At 42.9% G+C, this 22,821-nt stretch carries 13 protein-coding genes; all 13 read right to left on the reverse strand.

What is annotated here, in order from left to right:
* Positions 1–186: 186 nt before the first annotated feature.
* Positions 187–2,805 carry a glycoside hydrolase family 3 C-terminal domain-containing protein gene (locus L4D09_RS16770; protein ID WP_428458661.1) on the reverse strand — a complete coding sequence of 873 codons (2,619 nt, stop codon included), beginning with the start codon at positions 2,803–2,805 and terminating at the stop codon, positions 187–189.
* 195 nt (positions 2,806–3,000) lie between these two features.
* Positions 3,001–3,633 (reverse strand): GDSL-type esterase/lipase family protein, encoded by a 633-nt coding sequence (locus tag L4D09_RS16775; RefSeq protein WP_428458662.1) that lies wholly within the window; start codon positions 3,631–3,633, stop codon positions 3,001–3,003.
* 88 nt (positions 3,634–3,721) lie between these two features.
* A complete protein-coding gene (locus tag L4D09_RS16780; protein WP_428458663.1) occupies positions 3,722–5,383 on the reverse strand; it encodes a methyl-accepting chemotaxis protein in 1,662 nt (553 codons plus the stop codon).
* 134 nt (positions 5,384–5,517) lie between these two features.
* Positions 5,518–7,119 (reverse strand): sulfatase family protein, encoded by a 1,602-nt coding sequence (locus L4D09_RS16785; protein WP_428458664.1) that lies wholly within the window; start codon positions 7,117–7,119, stop codon positions 5,518–5,520.
* 84 nt (positions 7,120–7,203) lie between these two features.
* A complete protein-coding gene (locus L4D09_RS16790; protein ID WP_428458665.1) occupies positions 7,204–9,375 on the reverse strand; it encodes a glycoside hydrolase family 3 N-terminal domain-containing protein in 2,172 nt (723 codons plus the stop codon).
* A 92-nt stretch (positions 9,376–9,467) separates the two neighbouring features.
* Positions 9,468–9,941: a hypothetical protein gene (locus L4D09_RS16795; RefSeq protein ID WP_428458666.1), complete on the reverse strand. Its 474-nt coding sequence runs from the start codon at positions 9,939–9,941 to the stop codon at positions 9,468–9,470.
* Positions 9,941–10,762: a carbohydrate ABC transporter permease gene (locus tag L4D09_RS16800; protein WP_428458667.1), complete on the reverse strand. Its 822-nt coding sequence runs from the start codon at positions 10,760–10,762 to the stop codon at positions 9,941–9,943. Before L4D09_RS16800 ends, L4D09_RS16795 begins: the two co-directional genes overlap by 1 nt.
* A gap of 2 nt (positions 10,763–10,764) precedes the next feature.
* Positions 10,765–11,640 (reverse strand): carbohydrate ABC transporter permease, encoded by an 876-nt coding sequence (locus L4D09_RS16805; RefSeq protein WP_428458668.1) that lies wholly within the window; start codon positions 11,638–11,640, stop codon positions 10,765–10,767.
* A 79-nt stretch (positions 11,641–11,719) separates the two neighbouring features.
* On the reverse strand, positions 11,720–12,964 hold the full coding sequence (locus L4D09_RS16810; RefSeq protein ID WP_428458669.1) for an extracellular solute-binding protein: 1,245 nt from the start codon (positions 12,962–12,964) through the stop codon (positions 11,720–11,722).
* A 137-nt stretch (positions 12,965–13,101) separates the two neighbouring features.
* Positions 13,102–14,088, reverse strand: a complete 987-nt coding sequence (locus L4D09_RS16815) for a LacI family DNA-binding transcriptional regulator (protein ID WP_428458670.1) — start codon at positions 14,086–14,088, stop codon at positions 13,102–13,104.
* A 196-nt stretch (positions 14,089–14,284) separates the two neighbouring features.
* A complete protein-coding gene (locus L4D09_RS16820; RefSeq protein ID WP_428458671.1) occupies positions 14,285–17,668 on the reverse strand; it encodes a GH36-type glycosyl hydrolase domain-containing protein in 3,384 nt (1,127 codons plus the stop codon).
* A 41-nt stretch (positions 17,669–17,709) separates the two neighbouring features.
* Positions 17,710–18,828, reverse strand: a complete 1,119-nt coding sequence (locus tag L4D09_RS16825) for an ABC transporter ATP-binding protein (protein WP_428458672.1) — start codon at positions 18,826–18,828, stop codon at positions 17,710–17,712.
* A 471-nt stretch (positions 18,829–19,299) separates the two neighbouring features.
* Positions 19,300–22,761 (reverse strand): hypothetical protein, encoded by a 3,462-nt coding sequence (locus L4D09_RS16830; RefSeq protein WP_428458673.1) that lies wholly within the window; start codon positions 22,759–22,761, stop codon positions 19,300–19,302.
* Positions 22,762–22,821 lie beyond the last annotated feature (60 nt).

The following is a 22,821-nucleotide window of genomic DNA, read 5'->3' on the forward strand; positions in this document are numbered from 1 at the left end:
CGATAATGAACATAATAGAAATGTGTCGATATTTAATGACTGATACATTTAGAGGTAAATTAGAATCAGTAAATCGCCGTTAACTTTTATTAACGGCGATTTGGTACTAATGAAAAACGAACTACCTGTGGTTGAACTCAACATCGAAATATTGATGAATTAACGGTTCGTTAATTGCAGCACGTATTATTCAACTCTAATCGTCTTGGTAAGCAATATATTGTCAGACGCATTACCAACGCGGATTTGGTACTTGTCACCCAAGGCCCAATCTTTAGTTTTCTCATCCCAATAAGCCAAGTCAGCCACATCGAAGGTTAAAGTCACGTCGCGTTTTTCGCCTGCTTCAAGCGACACACGATCGAACGCTTTCAAACGTTGGATAGGTTTTTCGCGTCGGTCAAACATGTCCGCCACGTAGACTTGGACGACTTCATCACCTGCAACTTTACCGGTGTTTTCTACCGCTACGATCACTTCTACTTGGCTATCTTTAGCTACTGTGTCGCTCTTTATAACTAAGTTAGACATGGTAAATTGGGTGTAGCTTAGACCGTGACCAAAAGACCACAATGGCTCTTTATCAAAATACAGATAAGTACGGCCTTTGCTGATATCGTAATCATTAAATGCAGGTAGATCGCTCCACGATTTCACAAACGTCATCGGCAGCTTTCCGCCTGGGTTATTATCACCAAACAAGGTATTGGCAATCGCAATGCCGCCCTGCTCACCCGGATACCAGCTTTGCAAAATCGCTGGGACATTCTCTTTAAGCCAAGGGCTTTCTATTGAAGAACCAGACTGAAGGACGACTGCCGTATTAGGGTTAACCTCTAATACATTTCTGAGCATATCAGTTTGCTCGGTCGGTAATCCTTCTGCAACGCGGTCAATGGATTCACGTTCGTGATCAGTCGATAATCCCATTACCGCAACCACAACATCGGCTTTTCTCGCCGCTTCCAGCTCTTGGCCTGTGTATTCATTGTCTAGGGTTGGTAATTGCCAGCCAAACTTAAGTTCATGGCCTTTCGTATTGGGTAGTCGCATGCTGTAGACCTCAATGTCATACATATGCTCACCGTCTAGCTCTATCTCTATACTTGAGGGAAGGCGCTGGCTAGCAGCACTGTGGTTTCTCAATACCGTGGAGCCATTTAAGTTAACGGTCACATTGGCGCCAAGGCTTTCAAAACCTAACGTATAAAGACCACTCTGGGGCGGTACAAATGTTGTACTAAAGCGGACAGAGTGCCTTACCCCATCACTTAATATTTGGTGAGGCTTGTCTTCTGTCCAGTCGAAATCTATTTCTCCAGTTGTATTCGATGCAACGGGCTCTCCGTACGCAGCATTGTTATCATAGTAATCTACGTTCCACACCCCTAGGCCTTGGTTATCTAATAGCGTGATGTTATCCATTGGAATGGAAACGAACTCATTTTGCTCTTCCTCCCAAGGTACGTAAATCACCTCAACGTCGCCACCAAGGTGATCTTTTATTCCTTGCAATGGCGTAACGGGATTACGTGGGGTTCCAGAATATGTCCCGAAATTTAACACATTCGCATTGGGGCCAATCACAGCAATAGTTTTCACTTTAGATTTATCAATCGGCAGTAACGGGGCATCATCAACTGGCTCATTTTGAAGCAACACCATACTTTTTTCCGCGAGTTCAAGCGCTAACGGTTTAAATGTGGTCATTATTTCAAAAGGAAGCCCTTTCCAAGGCGAGAGCTCTTCAGGATCAAACATACCCAGGCGTAAACCGACACGCATGGTATTTCTAAAAGCCCGGTCAAGGTGCTCAGAGCTGGTTTTACCTTGTTTGATTGCCGTAATCGCTTCCTGACGGAATATACGGGTATTATCGAAATCCAGCGTTTCAGCATTCAGAACAGCGGCAGCGGCATCGACATAATTGTCATAGATTTCATGGCCAGTGAATCCGCGCTCTTCCCAGCCTTTGGTGGTCATGAGAATGGATCCATAGTCACCAAGCACAAACCCATCGAAGCCCCACTCCCCCCGTAAAACATCACGTACAAGCCAACTATTGGTGACGGCAGGCTCTCCGTTCAAGGCGTTGTAAGCTGTCATCACAATCTGCGCATTGGCGTCTTTGACCACTTGTTTATAGGCAGGGAAATAATACTCCCTCAGCTGCTTCTCTGAGATCTCGGCATTGCCATGAAAACGATTATGCTCTTCATTGTTGGCAACAAAGTGTTTAGCTCCTGCCGCCGTCTTTAGGTATTTAGGGTGATCACCTTGCAACCCTTTGACATAAGCGCTTGCCATCACCCCATTTAGTAACGGATCTTCGCCGTATGCTTCTTGCGTACGCCCCCAACGAGGGTCTCGGGCAATATTAATCACTGGCGACCAGAATGTTAAAGGACCCCGCTTACCATCACGTATAACTGGGCCATTATGATATTGCGCTCTCGCCTCATCTGATACCGCGTCGCCCATTCGCTGTAAGGCGTCAGGCTGCCAAGTAGCAGCTAAACCAATTGATTGAGGAAAAACGGTAGCTGCATTTTGGCGGGGGGAGGCTAAACCATGCAATGCCTCACCGGGCATAAATGACTTCAAGCCATACCGTGGAACGCCTTCATTCCACAGAGTGATCATGTTGCCTTTTTCTTTATCTGTTAGCCGAGCACTAATGTCATCCAGGCGCTGTTCATTCGACAGCGTGTGATCAAAAAAAGCAATATACTCACCACTATCAGCACTTACACCCATGGCACCAATAGATAGACTGGCACCAATGGCCATCGTTTTTAGTTTCATCCTTGCCTCAGCTTAAACGTTTCGATTGCAATTAAGGCTATCAAATCGCTTGGTTTAAAACTAATCACAAAGCATGCAAAATGTCATTTTTGAGAGCTATGTTTACCCTAAAGAAACATAAAAAAACCTCTTTATCATTATCGCTAAAGAGGCTAATTAGTACATAAGACGAGAGCTCTGGATTAGAGCTATTTTTCAGAGACCTAAGTGATTTTTTACCGCATATGCCATCTTTTGGGCACCATACCTATTAGGGTGAACACCATCGGCTTGGAACAAGCCCTCATCCAGTAACGGTGAATAGAAATCGACGACCTGCAAATGATACTTTGCCGCAAGTTCGCGCACCAAAAGGCGTGCATGCACAAGATTACCTTCATTCACATCCCACTCCCCAGGCTGGTTAAATGCAGGAGCAGGCAGACCCAGCAATACAATGGGTGTTAGTGCTAAATATTCTTCCAGCAACAGAGTCAGATCTTTTTGATATTGCTGCTCATTCCAAAAACTGGCTTTCGAGTCATTCGCCCCTAGGGTAAGGATCACCATATCGGGTTCTGACTCAAGGCTCTGCTGATAAACATCACGGGTAATATAAGGCCCGCGTTTTGGTGTGGTCCGAATGGCTGTCGCCCCATTGGATCCAAAGTTGCCCACTGTATAGTTATCCCCCAGTAACTGTTGCAGTTGAGCGGGATAACTCAAATTCTCACGCTCCTTGATATTCATACCAAACGTGGTCGAGTCTCCGACACAAGCTATGTGGATCGTCTTATCACTACCTGCTATCGCTTGGATTGGAAACATCGATAGAAATGGCAGCAACAAACATATCATCCTGAAACTAAAAAATGGTACCGACATTAATAACAGTCCTCATTCAAAACATACCGGTTAATCAAGCAACACAACGTTTCTACACAGTGAAGCGTTTCACTTCTGATGATAGAGATTTCGCAAGTTCAGCAATCGACTGTGATGCTGTTTGGCTAGATTCAGAATCTAAAGCGGTCTTATCCGCTAAGGTATTTATCTCATAAACATTCGTGTTCACATCAGCAGTGACCACCGCTTGCTGCTCAGCAGCAGAAGCAATTTGGATATTCTTTTCGGCAATGCTAGCAACTGTCTCTGTAATGCCTTTCAATGAATCCCCTGCTTGCTTGGTTTTTTCGGTGCTTTCACGGGCGTACTGATCTCCCGAGTCCATCCGTTCAATAGCTTGCTGGCAGCCCGTTTGTAAACGCGCAATCATATTTTGAATATCTTGAGTGGCATCTTTGGTTCGCTGAGCCAACGATCGAACTTCGTCAGCAACAACGGCAAAACCACGACCGTAGCTGCCAGCTCGTGCTGCTTCTATTGCTGCATTTAATGCCAATAAGTTAGTCTGATCGGAAATATCGCGAATGGTGTCAGACACACTGCCAATATCTTGGGAATGTTGGCCAAGTTCATTAATAACAACTTTCGCGTGCTCAATTTCCTGAGCCAACTCAATCGATTGTGTTATCGCTTCATTGACAATACCTAGTCCAGACTGTGCTAAATCGTCAGACTGTTGTGAGGCCTCAGCTGCCGCTACGGCGCTTGCTGCAACATCACTTACCGTAGCAGTGAGCTCTTCTGTCGCGGTAGCAATTTGTTGAATTTGTGTTTGTTGTGAGGCGGCATTCGATGCTGTTTGCTTACTCAAGTTGGTGTTCTGCTGAGACACACTGCTCAACTCTGTCGCTGAATGACCAATGAGAGAAACAGTTTGCTGAAAGCTAGCCGCAATTTGATTAACCGCATCGGCAATAACCGTAAATTCATCCTGCCCATTTACTTGCGCACGACAAGTTAGATCACCATTAGCAATACTGTTTGCTGTTGATTGTAATCCCTTCAATGCAAAAACAATCCGTCGAACGGTGACAAATGCAATAGCGACTAAGATCAAGGTGCTAAGGATCAAAGCCGCTGTCATACTAAAGACAAAACGTTGTCCGCTACTGACTGAGCTAGCGTACGCATCCCGAGCTTCTGTGGCACTCAAGTCATTCATGCTATTTAGTAGTACTTTTAGCTGCTCTATTGAGGGGTTGATAGTATTCAGCAGTAAAATATTCGCTTGCTCAAAATCCTCGTCGGCAAGCAAATCGACAATTTCTTCAAAACCAGAAAAGAATATTTCATCCATTAATGATTCGGCACGCGTTGCGGTCTGAGCTAAAGATGTGCCCATATTAAACGCCATGAGATCGAAAAAAAGCGCCTGTAAATCATCATAGCTATCGAGGATCAAGTCAGTATGATTCGAGATAGGATGCTCATGATAGTTGGCACTAATACCACTTGGGTCATGCTGAATCGCCAGCATCGAGTGTACTCGAGCTTGCTCAACACGCTGCTGAATATCGCTGATAGTGATAATTTTCGCTAAATCGTCTTCAACCAACAACGCAGTTTGATTAGATATTAAATTGAGTCCCGTTAATCCTTCATAGCCGACAAATGCAATAGAACAAAAGGCAATTGCGATAGTGACGATTAGCCGGTTGGTTATTTTTCTTATCCATATAAGTAATGATGACATAGTTATTTTTATTCTCTTTTTGTAGGGTGTTATTATTTTTCAGAGCTCAAAAACTAAGCACAGTTTCAGTACCGGAGTGGCATGCATACCCCAGCGCAAAGCTGGGGTACTAATTATTTGTCTTTGGTGCTTGGCTATTGACTAGTAACTTGGTAGCTATGAGGAAACAGTTCTTGCAGAGTTGGTGCAGGTTTATACTCTAATGGAAGATTCACCCACTCACTGCGTGGCGGCACATCGTATTTTATTTCAAGATTAGTGATTTCAGCTTTTAAGCGGACGATTTCCTGCTGGTAACGAGGATCGTTGATGGCGTTATTCATCTCGGTTGGATCTTCGTCAATATCGTAGAATTCCCATTCATCAATATCATAGTAGAAATGCATCAGCTTATAACGGCTGTCACGCGTACCATAGTGGCGTGTTACATCATGCATCGCAGGATATTCATAAAAATGATAATACAGTGACTGGCGCCAATCTGCTGGTGATTCGCCGTTTAATAACGGTACCATCGATTCACCTTGAATATCAGACGGTACAGCAACACCAGCATATTCCAAGAATGTCGGCGCATAATCGATATTTTGCACCATGTGATCGATAACCGTTCCTGGCTTAATTTTATTAGGGTATTGAATTAGCAATGGTGCACGGAACGACTCTTCATACATAAATCGTTTATCAAACCAACCATGCTCGCCCATGTAAAAGCCTTGATCAGAGGTATACACAACAATAGTATTGTCAGCCATGTTATTGGCTTCCAAATAATCGAGTACTTCACCAACCGATTCATCGACTGAAATAATGGTGGCTAAATAATCTTGAAGATAACGCTGATATTTCCATATCGCGATTTCTTCTTCTGTCATATTAGCTTCATTGGCGTTAAACCAGTCATTACGATCTTGGTAGGCTTCATCCCACGCTTTACGCTGCTCTGGTGTTAAACGTGCCAATAAAAACGGCCAAATATCTTCACGCCACTCAGTGTCACCAACGCCTTTGGTCATTTTTAAATCATGGCCTTCTTGCGCATCACGATAAATCGTCATGGTTTGCATAGCGGCCGCGGCACGTCCTTCATAAGTATCGAAATAGTTATCTGGTACAGGGAAGGTTGTGTGCTCGAATGCTTTCATATGCTGAGGGGCTGGCATCCAATTACGGTGTGGTGCTTTATGGTGCAACAACAACGCAAAGGGCTCATCACTGTCTTTTTGCTCTTCCAGCCAGCGCAACGACTTTTGTGTGATCAGCTCTGTGGTGTAGCCATGCTCGCGCTTAACCCCCTGGGCTGTAATGAAATCAGGGTTATAGTATTCGCCTTGATCATTGAGAATTTCCCAATGGTCAAAATCAATGCCTTCCGGTGTTAGGTTAATGTGCCATTTACCGATACATGCTGTGTTATAGCCATGAGATTTTAGTAATCTTGGCCACGTTGGCTGATGACCATCAAATAACTGACCATTGTGATTAAACCCATTCTTATGGCCAAACTTGCCAGTCAGCATTGCCGCACGAGATGGGCCGCATAGCGAGTTGGTTACGAAAGATTGGTCGAACCGTGCACCATTTTTAGCGATACGATCGAGGTTCGGGGTCGGAGCCAAATGGGCGATATCACTGTTATAAGCACTTAAAGCACGAATAGCGTGATCATCTGACATGATGTAGATGATGTTAGGACGAGGCTGAGATTGCTGAACAGAGGCATTCTTATTAGTCATAGCTAACTCTTTAGCAATACCTTGCTCTGGGTTAGCAACAAGGCATTACAAACTTAACGGATATGAACTTAACGATCGTTATCGTTACTGCTTAATTTGAAATGAAGCGTTCAAGGTAGCGTTGCAATCACCACCCACATAAACGTCAACAATTGAGGGTTCCAACGAGAAAGTCTGTTGCAGACCATAGAAACTCAATTTTTCAGCAGACAGAGATAACGTCACTTCTGCCGTCTCACCTGGCAGTAATGTCACTCGAGTAAAATCTTTTAACTCACGTACAGGACGGGTAGTCGATGCTGTCTGCTGGCGTACATAGCACTGAACCACTTCCGTCGCTTCTACCAAACCACTATTGGTCAATGTTACTGTGATAACTTGCGTACTACCCTCAGTCAACTCACTCTGACTTAAACGCAGGTTGCTGTATTCAAATTGGCCATACGTTAAGCCAAACCCGAATGGGTACAATGGCGTATCTTTTTGATCTTTATACGGCTGGTAGTCTAAGAAATCACGCATTTTACCCAACGGCTTACGGGCGTAATACATCGGGATTTGACCCGTACTACGCGGTACAGACATCGGTAAACGACCAGATGGTGATACATCGCCAAACAGTAAACGAGCAACGGCGTGACCCGCTTCAGTACCTGACTGCCATGCATACAATAATGCATCGGCATATTGCTCTGTTGCCGCTGAGGGGATTGGTCGTCCAGTACATTGTACGACGACTAGGGGTTTGCCAACCTGCCCAATCGCTTCAATTAACGCTTCTTGTCCTGATGGTAGGGTAAGCTCTGCAACATTGCGTGCTTCACCTGTACGGCGATGACTTTCACCAGTACATAAGATAACAACGTCAGCGCGGTGTGCACATTCCACCATTTCATCACTAAAGGCCGCATCTTCAGTTATCACGTTAATCGCACAATCAAACCTTGCAGCCCATTTAGTTATGCCTTCATAGATGCACGTCACATCTTCAGTACGTCCATCTAAACACCAAGAACCTAAATGCTGACGCTTAGAATGCGCATGTGGACCAATAACAGCAATCGTCATTGGCTGAGCTCGAAGAGGCAGTACCTCATTATTCTTCAATAGCACCATGCTCTGTTCTGCCACGGTGAGCGCTTCTGCAACATGATCAGGGTGGCGCATAACGCTTTTGTGTTTAAACTCATCGACATAAGGCTTTTCAAATAAACCCGCTTTGAATTTAGTACGAAGAACACGACGAACAGCTTCGTCAACATGGTCAATATCAATCGCGTCTTTATCTAACAAAGCTTGAAGGTGATCTTCATACGCTTCATTGGTCATCGCCATATCAACGCCAGCTTTCAATGCTTTTTCAGCCGCTTCTTCTGCATCTTTTGCAATACCAAAATAGGCAAGATCGGCAATTGAGCCCCAATCACTAATGACCATGCCATCAAATGCTTGCTGAGATTTAAGCCAACCATTGATAAGTGACTCGCTGCCTGAAACGGGTGTACCACCAAGATCATTAAACCCAGACATGATCGTTTCAACTCCCGCCTCTACTGCTGCCGAAAAAGGAGGTAAGTAAACGTTGTGAAGGGTATTATCTGAAATTTCTGTGGTGTCGTAATCACGACCACCTTCAGAAGCACCGTAACCAACAAAGTGTTTGGCACATGCAACCAGTGAATCTTCATCTGCTGGAGAGTCGCCTTGGAACCCATTTACCACGGCTTTGGCAAATTGGCTTGTTAGGTACGGGTCTTCACCACTACTTTCAATGACACGTCCCCAACGCGGGTCACGAACAATGTCGAGCATCGGCGCAAATGTCCAATGAATACCTAGTGATGCTGCTTCTTTGGCAATACAACGGTAGGCTTTTCGAACTTGCTCGGGGTTCCAAGACGCAGCCTGTGCCAGTGGAATCGGCAATACCGTTTGCTGACCGTAAATAACATCACGAGCAACAATTAAAGGGATTCCTAAACGGCTTTCTTCAACCGCAGCACACTGAATTTCATTTAGCTGTACTGGATTAACGGTTTCACCTGGTGCATTCCCTGCCCATGCAGTATCAGCCAAAATGCGTGATCCCCAACGACCTTGACGAATATTATCAAGATAAGCGTCACGGTGAGTATTGTATTCCAGCATGGGCGATTGACATAATTGGCCAATTTTTTCTGCCACCGTCATACGAGACAATAAGTCTTCAACTCTATCTTCTACTGGCAAAGTGCTGTTCTGATATGGCGTAACCATACAATACTCCGAAATCTATAAGGCAAATTAATCTCAGTTGAGATCATTAAAAAAAGGCCGCCCCGTAGGGCGGCAAAAGACAATAAACGCAGTTAGTTCGCGTTAAACTCTGGGAATGCTTGGGACAGGAACTCTTCCATTTCAGCAGCAAGTTCTTCATTACCGGCTTGCTGAGCGCGCTTCAGCTGCATTAACGCCACTTCTGGCACATATTTGCTATCAAGCTGAACATAGATATCGATGAAAGCTTGTAAGTCCTCGTCATCTAATAACGGAATAATACGCTGAGGTGCAACTAGCGCTTTCTCGTAAAAAGCAGGGCGAATACCAAATAATGCATACTCCCACGACTCGATAACTTGCTGGTAACCACCTAAATATTCGTCATCAATTCTAAGTTCTAGTTTATTCATGCCTTTTAGTGCGAAGACATAATTTTGAGCTGCTTCTTGCTCTACCGCATAATCAAAATAGCTTTTCGAAAGAAAATAAGCTTTTCCCCATGCAGCCCAGTACGCGACCAAGACAACAGCCAGAAGCATGGCAWTTTTTTTATACTGACTCATTACTTCACCCCTACTCCAGTAAATGCCTTAATAAAGTTCTTCTGCATAAAGAAGAAAACAAAGACCACTGGTACAGCAATCATGGTTGTCATTGCCCATACCTGCTCAAGGTTACCTGCTGGAATATCTTGCTGGAACTTAAACAGCGCCATCTGTAATGTCAGCATCGAATCATCACGGATATAAAGTAGCGGCCCCATAAAGTCGTTCCATGCCCCCATAAAGGTCAAGATACCCACGGTGGCCATTGCCGGACGCATCATTGGTAATACAACTTTAAAGAAGATACGGAATTCACTTGCACCATCAATTCGGGCTGCTTCTAGATACGCTTCGTCAACCTGAGTCATGAATTGGTAAAGCAAGAAAATGTTATATGCACTGATTGCACCAGGAATGATAAGCACGCGGTATGTGTTTACCCACCCCCAGTCATACATCATCATATATACCGGAATGGTGAATAGAATCGCTGGTACCATCATGGATGATAAGATCAGGCGTAACCAAACATGGCGACTAGGCATATTCGTTTTTGCAATTGCGTATGCCACCATTGCTGATAACAGGCAGTTCAATACCATTATCGACACTGAAACAAAGATAGTATTAAAGAATATTCGCCATAAATTCACACTGTCAAACACTTCAGTGTAGCCTTTTAAAGACCACGTAGTAGGCAGTGAATTTGGCGAGTGCATGATTTCAGAACCCGATTTAAACGAGTTAATAATCATAAAGAAAAACGGGTATAGAACGATAAGACTTGCTGCAAACAAGCCAACATAAATTAACCATTTACCCTTAGTAGAATTATTCATTATTAATCCTTACCCTTTGTCAGTTTCAACTGAAGCATTGTTAGAACAAAGATCACAATGGCCAACAACAGACCAACAGTTGACGCTTCACCCATCTTCATTTGTTCGAAACCAATTTGGTATAAGTGAAGAACCGGCGTGAGAGCAGAGTTGTGTGGGCCACCTTGTAGGTCGAAGTTCATAAAGACTTCAGTAAACATTTGTAGACCATTGATAACGTTAATTGTCAAAACGAAAATTATCTGAGGTCTGATCAGCGGCAAGATGATTTTTGTGATTTTACGCCACCAACCCGCACCATCTATATCAGCCGCCTCAAGCAACGACTTATTAATGCTAGCAATACCACCAAGGAAGATGATCATTTGCACACCAAACCACTTCCAAGCACTGAATACCGCAATAACAGGCATTGGAAGCCACTGCTCAAATTTCCAAAATATTGGCGAACTGAGTAAGTTAATATCCATCAATACAGTTTGGATTGGGCCAGAAGGTCCAGCAATGAAATCGAATATAATCATTGCAACCGTGATAGATGTCACAACCGGAATAAATAATACCGTGCGGAATAAACTCGACAAAAACGTGATTTCATTCAACATTAAAGCCGCGCCCATGGCACAGACAAAACTTAAGGTTATAAAAATAGCCTGATTAAAAAACACGTTAAAAATAGATTGCCAGAATTTAAAGTCTGTCGCCGATTTCACCCAGTTGCCTAATCCGACAAACCGCGTATTTTCAGGGTTAAGGATATTAATATCCAAAAAACTATTTTGCAGTGATAGAAAGAAGGGGTAGAGCATAAAAATCAAGAAGTATGCTACCCATGGCAACATAAACAGGTATGACACCCAGTAACGTTTTATGTTCATGGTTTTATTCCATTTAAATTTAAAATCTGTTTGATGGCTGCAGTAGCCTGCAGCCTTTAATCGAAAACAAAATCGAGCGTTACTTCCGCATTACTTTTCTCACATCTTCCATGGCGGCTTTCACTGCTTCTTCCGGTGTTAATCTATCCATCACAACAGATTGTGAATAATAGTTAAGGATAATGCTTGATACTTCTGATACCGCAGCTGTTGACTCATTCATGACGACATGTTGCAGCTGTTCAACAAATGGTTGAATATCAGGTTGTTGAAAATAAGGGTGATCTTGTAATGATGTTAACGTTGGCAAGTTTTGCAATTGCATATTTGCTTCAAGGTTAAAATCATCTTCCATTAATAACTCAAGAAGCTGCCAGCTACGCTTTTCAATATGACGCGTATTTTTAAATACCATCAGCGCACGACCATCTAGATTTGAATAATGAGTATCGCCTTTTTCACGAACAGGAATTGGAGCAATACCTACATCGTCACCAATTACCATTGGTTTGCCTGCTGCATCCTGTAGGTTTACTCGCCAAGCAATACCATACTGAGGCCACATACCAATGGTACGAGAGAAGAAATTCTGCTCCATCGTCAATGGTGCGTACTGTTGTAGTTGCTTCATGGTTTTAAGAAACGGCACCATACCTGCTTCTTCTTTATCAAAGACTGGGTGTGTACCGTAACGGTTCAGTAGTTGGTACTCACCATCATTGAAGTTGTAATACAATGGCGACAACATATTCCAGTACCAGCCACCACTGGCTAATGCATCATTCCATAACGCAACACCGTGAACACGAGAACCGTTTGAACGAGCGGGTAAGTTACTGATTTTTTCTGCTGCCGTAATGAACTCATCCCATGTCTGAGGTGGTACCTCAGGATCTAAACCTGCTTCACGAAACAACTCTTTATTATAAATCATCATCTGTGTTGTTGCGTGCCATGGAATATAGTATTGGCGGCCAAAATGTTGCTCCATGAACTGAGGTTCAACACGTTCTTTTAGATCATCAAAACCTTCAAACTCATCCAAATACATCAAACGCCCAAGCTTGGCGTATCGAGGTACCATATAGCCAAAAATACCTGCATATACATTTGGATAATCACCTGCGGCCATTCGGGTTTCCAAATTGCCATCATTCGTTAATACTAACTCGACATCAGGATAACGTTGCTCGTATTCAGGCTTTATGACTTGATCAACAAATGCCATCTGATCGCCCGATGACACCATAAACTCTATTCTTTCCTTTGCATGAGCAGAACTGGTTATGGCGACTAAAAATATTGTAAGCCACTTGTATATCATTTAGTTATCCTTGTAAGGCCGTAGAGTTTCGCCCGGAATACACAAAATAAGGGTATTGCCATGAATTTCATCATGGCAATAAATTAATTTTTTGGTGCTTCAAAGATCTAAAAGAAAGTAATTAATAAAACAATTTATTACAATGTTTCTCGCTCAATAAGTTGAGTGGGTAAAATTGTAACTTGTTCTATTTCTTTATCGCCGTTCATTGCACTGAATAATACTTCAACGGCTTTAACACCCATTTCATACTTTTGGTGAGTCACAGTACTTAATGCAGGGGTTGTTCTTTCAGATTCTCGAATATTATCAAAACCGATAATTTTAAGTTTTTCAGGAATATTAATATTACATTCATTCGCTGCTCTAATTACACCAAGCGCCATTTCATCATTTGCCGAAAAGATTGCTTCAGGAATAACACCTTGTTCAATCGTTTCCTTCATTTTTAAATAAGCATCTTCTTCTGTGAAGTCGGATTTAATAATTAAGTTATTATTAAACTTCACATTATAAAAACCTAATGCGGCAATATAACCTTCTAGGCGTTTTTGGTTATCATAAGAGTCGTCTGGACCACAGAAATAATGAACTTCTTCACTACCGCTACTAATTAATTGTTTGGTTGCTCCAAAAGCACCACCAAAGTTATCAATTAGAATATTATAGATATGCGGCGCTTTAACTTCTCGGTCAAGTGCCACAATTGGCAAGTTGCTCGAAGCAACAGACTTAAGAAAATCATCATCGAACGCATTGCTCAAGATGATCGCACCATCAATCATTTGATCTTTCAGGTATCGGTGTGCTGTCGATTCAGAACCACCGAATAAGCTACAAGCAATTAAGTCATAACCCATTTCATGAACTTTACGTTCAATACCCTGGACCAATTCACTATAAATAGGGCCGAACCAAGAGTTAAAGAAGATACCGATAGCACCCACATTCTTCTGCCGGAGACGTTTTGCGTTGCTGTTCGCTGAGTAATTCAGCTTTTTGGCTATTTCTAACACATGATTACGTGTTTTTTCACTGATACGATCACTGTTGTTAATCGCATATGACACAGTAGAAATAGACACATTCGCTTCTCTAGCGACATCTTTGATTGTAGGTCTCATTAGTTCAACCTTATCCCTCACTCAACTCAAATCCAGTTGCTACAATGACTTCAAATACATGCAGCGCTTTTTTTCTTAAGTATAACGGATTATGTAAAACGTTTCTACAAATCCCCAGAGAGCAACATTGACGTATAACACATAATACAACGAATAAATGCAGCGCCTTAATTAGCTCAAGGCGCTGCAATTACACTTACAACCAGATAGCCAATTCGTTATCGCTATCTTTCAAAGCAGATGTAAGCGCTTGCTTATTAATTAGAGCGCCACCTGTTCGGTAAGCATTCTCAGTTAAAGCGATTGCTAACTCTTCACCATTAAGCTCAACACGTTTCGGCGTATATACACCCTCTTCAGGGTTAATCACCAAGCGGCATGGCTTGCCATATAGCGTGAAGTCTAACGTAACTTTACCCATTGATTTAGCAATGATTGGGTCAAGTAATAGTGAGTCATCTTGGTAGCGAATACCCAGCACGTTACTAATAACTTGGTTGATGTAAATACCAGGGCCACTAGAGTAGATACGCCAGCCACCTTTGACTGCTACATCACCCGTTTTCAGCTTGTCGAAATCACGGTAAGCTTCATAACGGTCGTTAAATTTACCGTCTGAACTTGAGAAGTATGCATTAGATTGACGGACTTCAGCATTAGGTACAGCCTTCTGAATACCAACCGGGATGATCTTGTAAAGGTTCTCTACAACTTCATCGGCTTTACCCATCTTACATAACGCTTCGATGAAACGAATGTGGGCATGGCAGTACTGCAGGCCAACTTCACGGCCTAGGTTTGCAGCAAGTTCAGCACGCTTGAAGTAGCTTTGCTTACCGCCTTGGTATTTCGCCATTTTTTCCATTAAGCGAACACCATCAGGGTGAACAAGGTTTTCTTCAATAATTGCCATATGTTGATCGGCCATCTCTTTATCAAACGTTTCAGAGATGATAGAGCGAGATGCAGGCAGTAAACGGTATTTAATACCTGTTTTCTGATCAGATGGGTGTAGCAAGTGCTCTACCTGATCAACATCTTTGTTCGGTAAGTGGATAAAGCCCGCGATAACACCATCTTTAACCAACAATTTGTGGTAGTCAGCTTCCATATTGACCGCTAACGCTTCGATTTTTGCAATAAAGTCAGCGTACTTATCATTAGACTTAAGTGCTTTACTCAGCGTCTTCAGAGCTTGTAACGTCAGTGGAATAGTCCAACCACTAACCATATTTTCACGAAGTGATTGGTTTGCAGGCTGCAACGTATCATCCCAGTCACCGTCACCGTAGCAAGACAGAGAAGTACCCGGAACTAAGTTATCAAAAATATGCTTAACCTGACGTTCAACATGAGCAAACAACGTATGCTCTTCCGCAGTGAATGCAAAACCATCTTCGATACTTGTGTAAGGCACTTTAATGTTTAGAACATCAACATCACCTGTCGCAGTGATATAGTCGCCGATGGCTTTCAATGGCCATACAACGATATCGCCATGGCAGTCTTCTTGTTGAATTTTCGAGTACTTATCGAACATGAACCATTGTGGCCATGTACCAGTTTCAACATGCTGATGGCTGTAGATAGTTTTCAGAAGATCAACTACGCGATCATAGCGTTGCATCGACATAAAGAACTCAAACGGGCCTTGTGATACATCACGTGTACCCCATGCTGCGCCAGAATACTGCTCTAAGCCGTGTGGTGTGCTGTAGTGAACCAATGCATTATGGGTAAACCACTGCATTGCATCATTTAGTTTCTGTGAGTTATAGCTATCGTTTTCAAACTCAACATTGAATTTATTAATAAGTGCATGCTGTGAAGCCTGATATTTAGCAATTTCAGTTTCAACATTTAACTTCGTTGCTTGCTGAGGCTTATCTGCTGACAAGGCACCAAGAATAGTAATGCTTGCTTTGCTTTCTACTCGACCTTGGAAAAGTGCGTAACGAACTGAATCACCCGCTTTAACAAGAGACACTTCAGCCAACGCTGCATCTGGCAAAATTGAATAATGCATTTCTGGATACGTTGAGTTAATTAGCTCAAAGTCACCACATACATTTAAGTGTGCGCCGTCTCGATTAACCGTTACATTCGCATCATTTTCATTGTTACCCATCACCAATTGGTTAGTAACAATAATATCTAAAGCCTCAGGTAGATTCACCGTTTCGATATCCATTTGGATAGCCGTAGAATCTTGTGCACTGAAGCTAGTGATTACAATGAAGCCTTGCTGATACTTATAAACCCAGCGAGAGAAGTTCAAACCAGCTTCATATGCTGAAGGCATGGTTAAGATGCGATGCTCTTCACCTTCTTTAATCCAAATACGCTGACCGCTGAACTTGAATAAATTTAGCGAAGTACGGTCTACACCCAATAGTTTATTGAATGACGTATTACCAATAACAACATGAGAGTTAAATACGCCATACATGCCGTGAGTCGAACTCATGACTGCATTTTCAAAGTTCTGGCAGTTACCAGAAGACACCATATGGCCAGTTGAACGCTCAAGTACACGTTCTTTTGCAGCAAGTGTAACGTAGTTACTCTCGCCTTTTTCTTTGCCGTAGAAGAATGACAGTAGCTCACCGTCTTGCTCTTCTGCAAAACGACGCTCTTCACCAAAGAACTCGCTAACTTCTTCTGCAGATAACGCTTCACCAACCAATACGTTTTGCGTATTTAAGAAAAATGCTGGTAATGCTTGTTCGGTCGCCGCTTCTGTTACTGGTGCCTGATAAGCAGTTTGAATCGTGTCGATAGCCGCCGCTTCAGTCACATTTGATGCTGGTAAGTTATTGTTGAAGGCAATGTAGAAAACAGACTGTGCCGTTTCAGACGTCGCAAGTGTCACATCTGCAGTTTGAAGTGCAACGTAACCCATTTCGAACTGCAGTTTAACATTTTCAAGTGTTGGCTTAGAAAGCACCGCTGGCGTTGGTTCAAAACGGTAGTCTTTACCAAAGAACTGGTAGCCATCAGTCGAGTAACCTACAACTTTATCGGTAAGAGAACCGATTTGTGAACATGGGTTACCCGTACTTTGAGGCAGGTTCTGGCGAGAACAAACAACATAACCTTCACTTTCTAGATCAAACACTTGGTGATCTAAGTATTGGCTAACGTAGCATTCGTTACTTTTAACACCGCCTTCATCGGCAAGCGCAAGATCTTGACCAAAGACCAAATCATACTTCAAGCTATCTTGTTGTAAGTTTTCAATTTGAGTGGTGAAGAAAACTTTTTCAGAATCCGTATCTAAGCTAATAATGACAGAGGCACGAAATGCATCAGTTGTTGTTTCCCAACCAACTAAACCTTCTTTAGTACGGAAGGTACGCATATTTTCATTGTTATACATCAACGGTGTAAAAGTAATGCCTGCATCACTTTTAACTCGAATGTAAATATTTGATAGTGCACATTCGAACTCGTTTGGTTCATACAAGTTCACCATCACATTGCCAGACTTAATATTCTGAAGAATGTTATGATCTGTAAACGTTAGGCTCAGAAGACCATTTGACATTAAATGGCATGAATCAGTAATTGAATGAATCATGAAATATAGCTACCTATTAATTAAATTTTAAAAACTGTCAATTATTCTGTAAGAAGAGAGATATTTTCTTCTGTGCTTTTATCGAATATATGGCACTTGGCCATATTAAAAGAAATACGGTGAACACTTTGCTTGCATAATGACAGGTCAGGATTTGATTGCTTACAAATCATCTGCTTACCATTGAAATCTAAATAGACGAATGACTCTGAGCCCATTTCCTCTATATCTGTAATATTCACATCACAGCTATTTTCACTGCCTTCCATTGAAATATGTTCAGGGCGCAGGCCTAAATAAACATCATGGCCAAGATATTGCTGTGCTAATGCTTGTTTTTCTTCAGGCAGCGTAAATGTACTTCCATTCACTGCGACAGCTATAATGCCGTCATCCATTTTAACAAGCTTACCTTCCAACATATTCATGGTTGGAGAACCAATAAACTCAGCAACAAACTTATTCACTGGCTTATGATATAAGTTCATTGGTGTATCGACCTGCATGATTGCACCACGGTTCAACACACAAATTCGGTCACCCATTGTCAGCGCTTCAACCTGATCATGAGTTACATAAATCATTGTTGCAGGGTTACCACTTTGCTTTAGTTCATCATGCAGACGTGAAATACGCATACGCATCGAAACACGTAATTTGGCATCTAAGTTTGAAAGAGGCTCATCAAACAAAAAGACTTCAGGTTTACGAACCATGGCACGACCAAGAGCAACACGCTGACACTGTCCACCTGACATCTGGCCAGGTTTACGATCCAGCAAGTCTGTAATCTCAAGTATTTCTGCAGCTTCTGTGACTCGACGGTGAATTTCGTCTTTTGGCTTTTTACGTGTTTCTAAGCCAAACGCTAAATTTTCACGTACTGTCATATGTGGGTAGAGAGCATAATTCTGGAACACCATCGCGATACCGCGATCTTTTGGTTGAACAGAATTACAATGTTTATCACCAATATAAAGTTCACCATTGGTAATGCTTTCAAGACCGGCAATCATTCGCAGCGTGGTTGATTTCGCACAGCCCGAAGGGCCAACCAGCACCATGAATTCACCATCCTTGATGTCCAGACAAAAATCATGAACAGCGTGATAACCATTCTTATAAATTTTGTTTATGTGTTGCAGCTTGACCTGGGCCATAACCGTACTCTTCGTAGAAAGTTATTTGTGTTGAAACGTTTCTACGGATATTAAGGAATGCCCTTTATTCTGTCAACAAAAGGTCGCAAATCAGGTACACCGGTCACATTTTTTTTCATTTTCATATAACATGGAAAACAAGCAACAACAAAAAATACATTAAAAACATGAGCTTAAAAACAAAAAGGCGGAGGTCGATTTTGGCTGTTTTTTAACTGAACGGAGTTTATATTAGGGGCAAAAAGTGATGATAATCATCACAAATAGTGCTATTCATTGATGCAGATCTAACTTTTATTTCTATATTATATTGAAATACAGCTTGATAACTTCATTGATTTCGAAACGATTTATCTACATAGCGGTAAGTTGTGATCCAAAGCTGTATATCTGCTGAATAAAAAAGGGCGCTTCAGTAAGCGCCCTTGTTACTTTGATCGAGTCTGTTAATGTCTCTCAGTGACTGAAAAACTAGTAACACTGCCCGCCATAATTACAGTAGTTGTCATCAAGTACTTTTTGATGATAAACACGTACATTATCCAGTACCACATAGCTGTGCCCGGCATTGTTATTGTTTTGCTCCATGCGTAGTACCAGGTTCAATCCAGTTTCTCCTGGACGTTTACGCACGGTTACCGTGACCTCATCAGGCGTGTCGTTATCAATAAACCCGACATCTCGCCAATCATCCGTTGGATCTGAACTTGAGTTTGGTGGCTGCTGCGGGTTTTCGATATCAAACTTAATTTCAAATTTCGCATCAGTCAGATCACGTTCGCCTACATTGAAACGCACCAAATAGCGAGTTCCGACAGGATCATTCGCAATGTCGATACGTCGCTCAGCGCTTCGCCAACTCGTCACACCACCGCTTAACTCAAACTTCAGTGACTTGCTACCTTGAATGACTTCATTTGGATCTTCGGTAATGGATACATTGTTGCTTAAATCCCAGTTCGTACTGCCTTGTTCGAAGTCACCGTTACTGAACAACTGCTTAGCGCCAAATGATTGCAAGGCCGTATTACCAAAAACAAAAGCGCCGTCATTCTCTGTTACGTACTCGATATGAAGGTAAGCCGCATCGGCTGGTTGCTTAACATCAAGGCTTACAACTCTAGCGTCCCAGTTTCCAAACACGTAACCACTTTCAACTTGACTGCTAATATCGGCATCGTCAATATTGCCCGTATTCGACCAACTTAGACGAACTTTTCCTTTACCCGCTTGACCTTGCGGCTCAATAAACGTCGAAACACGATATTCACTGCCTTCGATACCGAAAGGCAAATATACAGCTTGAGTTAAACCCGCAGTATTAGATAACGTCACGCCATTACCGTGAATACTGCCACCACTAACGTTTGCATTACCGGCTAAAGTCTCCCAACCATCAAGATTTTGGTCGAAATTAGGGTTTTTGAAGATCACCTCACGCCCTTCTAGCGGCGCAGTAATGTTGTGGATCCCCACCACATCATCGAGCTCAACCCAATCACCTTGGGGATCTTCTACTTTAAATTCAGCAAACGTTTCACCTGTAGGTACAATGAATGGTGAACGATGAAAACCAAACTCCACTTCGCTGCCATCGGTACGCACACCAGTGACTAAACGCGGTGTAATGGTTGAATAAAGCACTTTCTGATGGCCCTGAGCATTAGTTTCTATCTGGATTTCAGGGCGGTAAAAGGTATTTCTAAACTTCTGCACGACACCCGGCTGAATAGTTTCGGCTAAGCCGACTGCCCCGTACCAGAAATCAGCAATGCCGACGCTCATTTTGTCATAATTTGGCATATTGCCAGACCATCGCATTAACATATGTGCGTCGTGATCTCCCGCACTGACCATGGTGTCGCGACGACCATCACGATAAGCCATGTAAGCGCCAACTACCGCATCAGTTCTCCCTAATTGACCAAAACCTTTGACCGCAGGAAAATGGATAAAATCATCTGGGTGATCGGTTGGACCATCATTGTAGTAGTTCCCATTGGAATTAGGGCTATGACCTGCTGAGAAAGCAGCAAAGTAAGGTAAGCCTAATTCATCGGTCTCCGACTGGGTTAACGCATAGTAATTATGGTTTTGTTCAGACCACGCACTTCCATTAAAGTGGTGATCTAAAATCAGTGGTCCTCCCATGATAATGAAAGCTGAATGAGAGGACATAATGACAGGCTGATCTAATAACTCGTAGTCATACCTAAAGTTTTCCCTTTCATAAGTAAACTCACCATAGTTACGGGTTGCAATGGGGTCTTGCGCAGCGGCAATATCACCGTATAACCAAGTCTCATTCGACATCAATCGGTTTAGTCGAACCGGACCAAAATCATCCGAGTCCCAAGTAACACGTTGCTCAGCACGTACGACATCTCCCGAACGTTGGAACACTTGCTTAAGATATTTAGCGTAGCTGACAATTTTGTCGTTCTCTGGATACATCTCTGCCGCTTTAATTGCAGCAGGTAGAAACTTCATACTGACGTAAACTTGGTATTGCGGATTATTAGCGTTGATAGTTCCATCGGTGTTGTAGTTACGCACAAAATGGCCATCGACACTTTTCACGCCGCCTTTACCGTCGTCATGAAGCCCTGCGTGGCGCTTAATCAAAAGCTCGACGTACTGCTCAATTTCAGGATCGTGCTCCACTTGATCGGCGATCATCAGCAAGTACAACGCCCAGCCAACGTTATCGGCAATTGGTGATGTATTCGGGTTGGTATGTTCTAATTTTCGATGTAAAAAGCCTTCTGGAGATGCGAAATTTCCAGACATGCTTGACGCGGTAAGTCCTTTAATTGCCGTCACATAGTTATTTAATTCATCTTTCATCCAAGACTCAAAATCAAGACGACTATCGGCATTGTCCGCAAGAATGGATGGCGCCCCATCACTAAACAACAGACGGCCATCTGGCGTAAGTGAAAAGCTATTCCACGCAGATTGTGTTCGCAGGTAAGGTTTCGGACTGTACCTTGCTGAGCTACGTGCTTCTTCAACCGGCACCCAATACACTTCGGTGTTAAATTTTTGCTCTAGGTCGCGGCTTACCGCAGTACCATTTTCAGGCAAGCGGGAGAAATACAGCCCCCCCTCAGACTCTTGGCCGAAAACGCGGCTAAAACTTAGGCCGGAGATATTCGTTTGACGATAGACTTCCCTTGCCTGATTACCTTCAGACGCCATACGGTACACCGCATCGCCAGCCAATAAAAATAGGTTGCCTTCAGCCATATCAATCGCGATATCGCGAACCGGATTAGGTAGCGAGATAAGTTGTGGTGCCTGCGATGGTTGCTCTTCATAAGCGGCATTTTTATCTGCCCCTATTCGATATACCCCACCAGCAGTACCAACATAAAGCTGTGATGCAAAATACCCCATTCCGATTTGCTGATCACCGCTCTGGCCTTGCTTGGTAAGCGCTAACTTGGTTAGCAGTGTCGCCTTTTTGGTATTGGTATTAAAAGCAATAATGGCGCCATCGTTTCCAGCCGTTTTATCGCAAACCGCAAGGTAGAGAAAACGACCAGAAGGCGTGAAGGTCATTCCGCACAGCGCATCGTCATGAGACAGGTTCATCTCTGGCACTAGTGACGAAATATCAGCAACGTCAATCTTATTGAGTAGCTCTTGGCGAATATTTCGGATTTCGATTTGTAAGCGGCTACTTTCCGCAACCGCATATTGACCGGAGAACTGAGCGACAGCAACACGATCACCCTGACCTTCAAATTCCCATGAATCAATCGTGATATCTTGTGACGGCCATTCCGAATCAGGAGGTGAAACGCCTGGATTTCCACCGTTCGAAGAGTTGTCATTACCTCCGCTATTACAGCCTGCTACTGACACTGCCAGTAAACTCAGCGTGAACCATTTTTTATAATTTTGAGTGACCGTTTTTATCATCGTCACGTAACCTCGTCCATTACACCCTAATCAAACCAGCATGCTAGAAGTACAGTCTCATCCATT

The organism is Photobacterium makurazakiensis (assembly GCF_050336715.1).
Classification (GTDB): Bacteria; Pseudomonadota; Gammaproteobacteria; order Enterobacterales; family Vibrionaceae; genus Photobacterium; species Photobacterium makurazakiensis.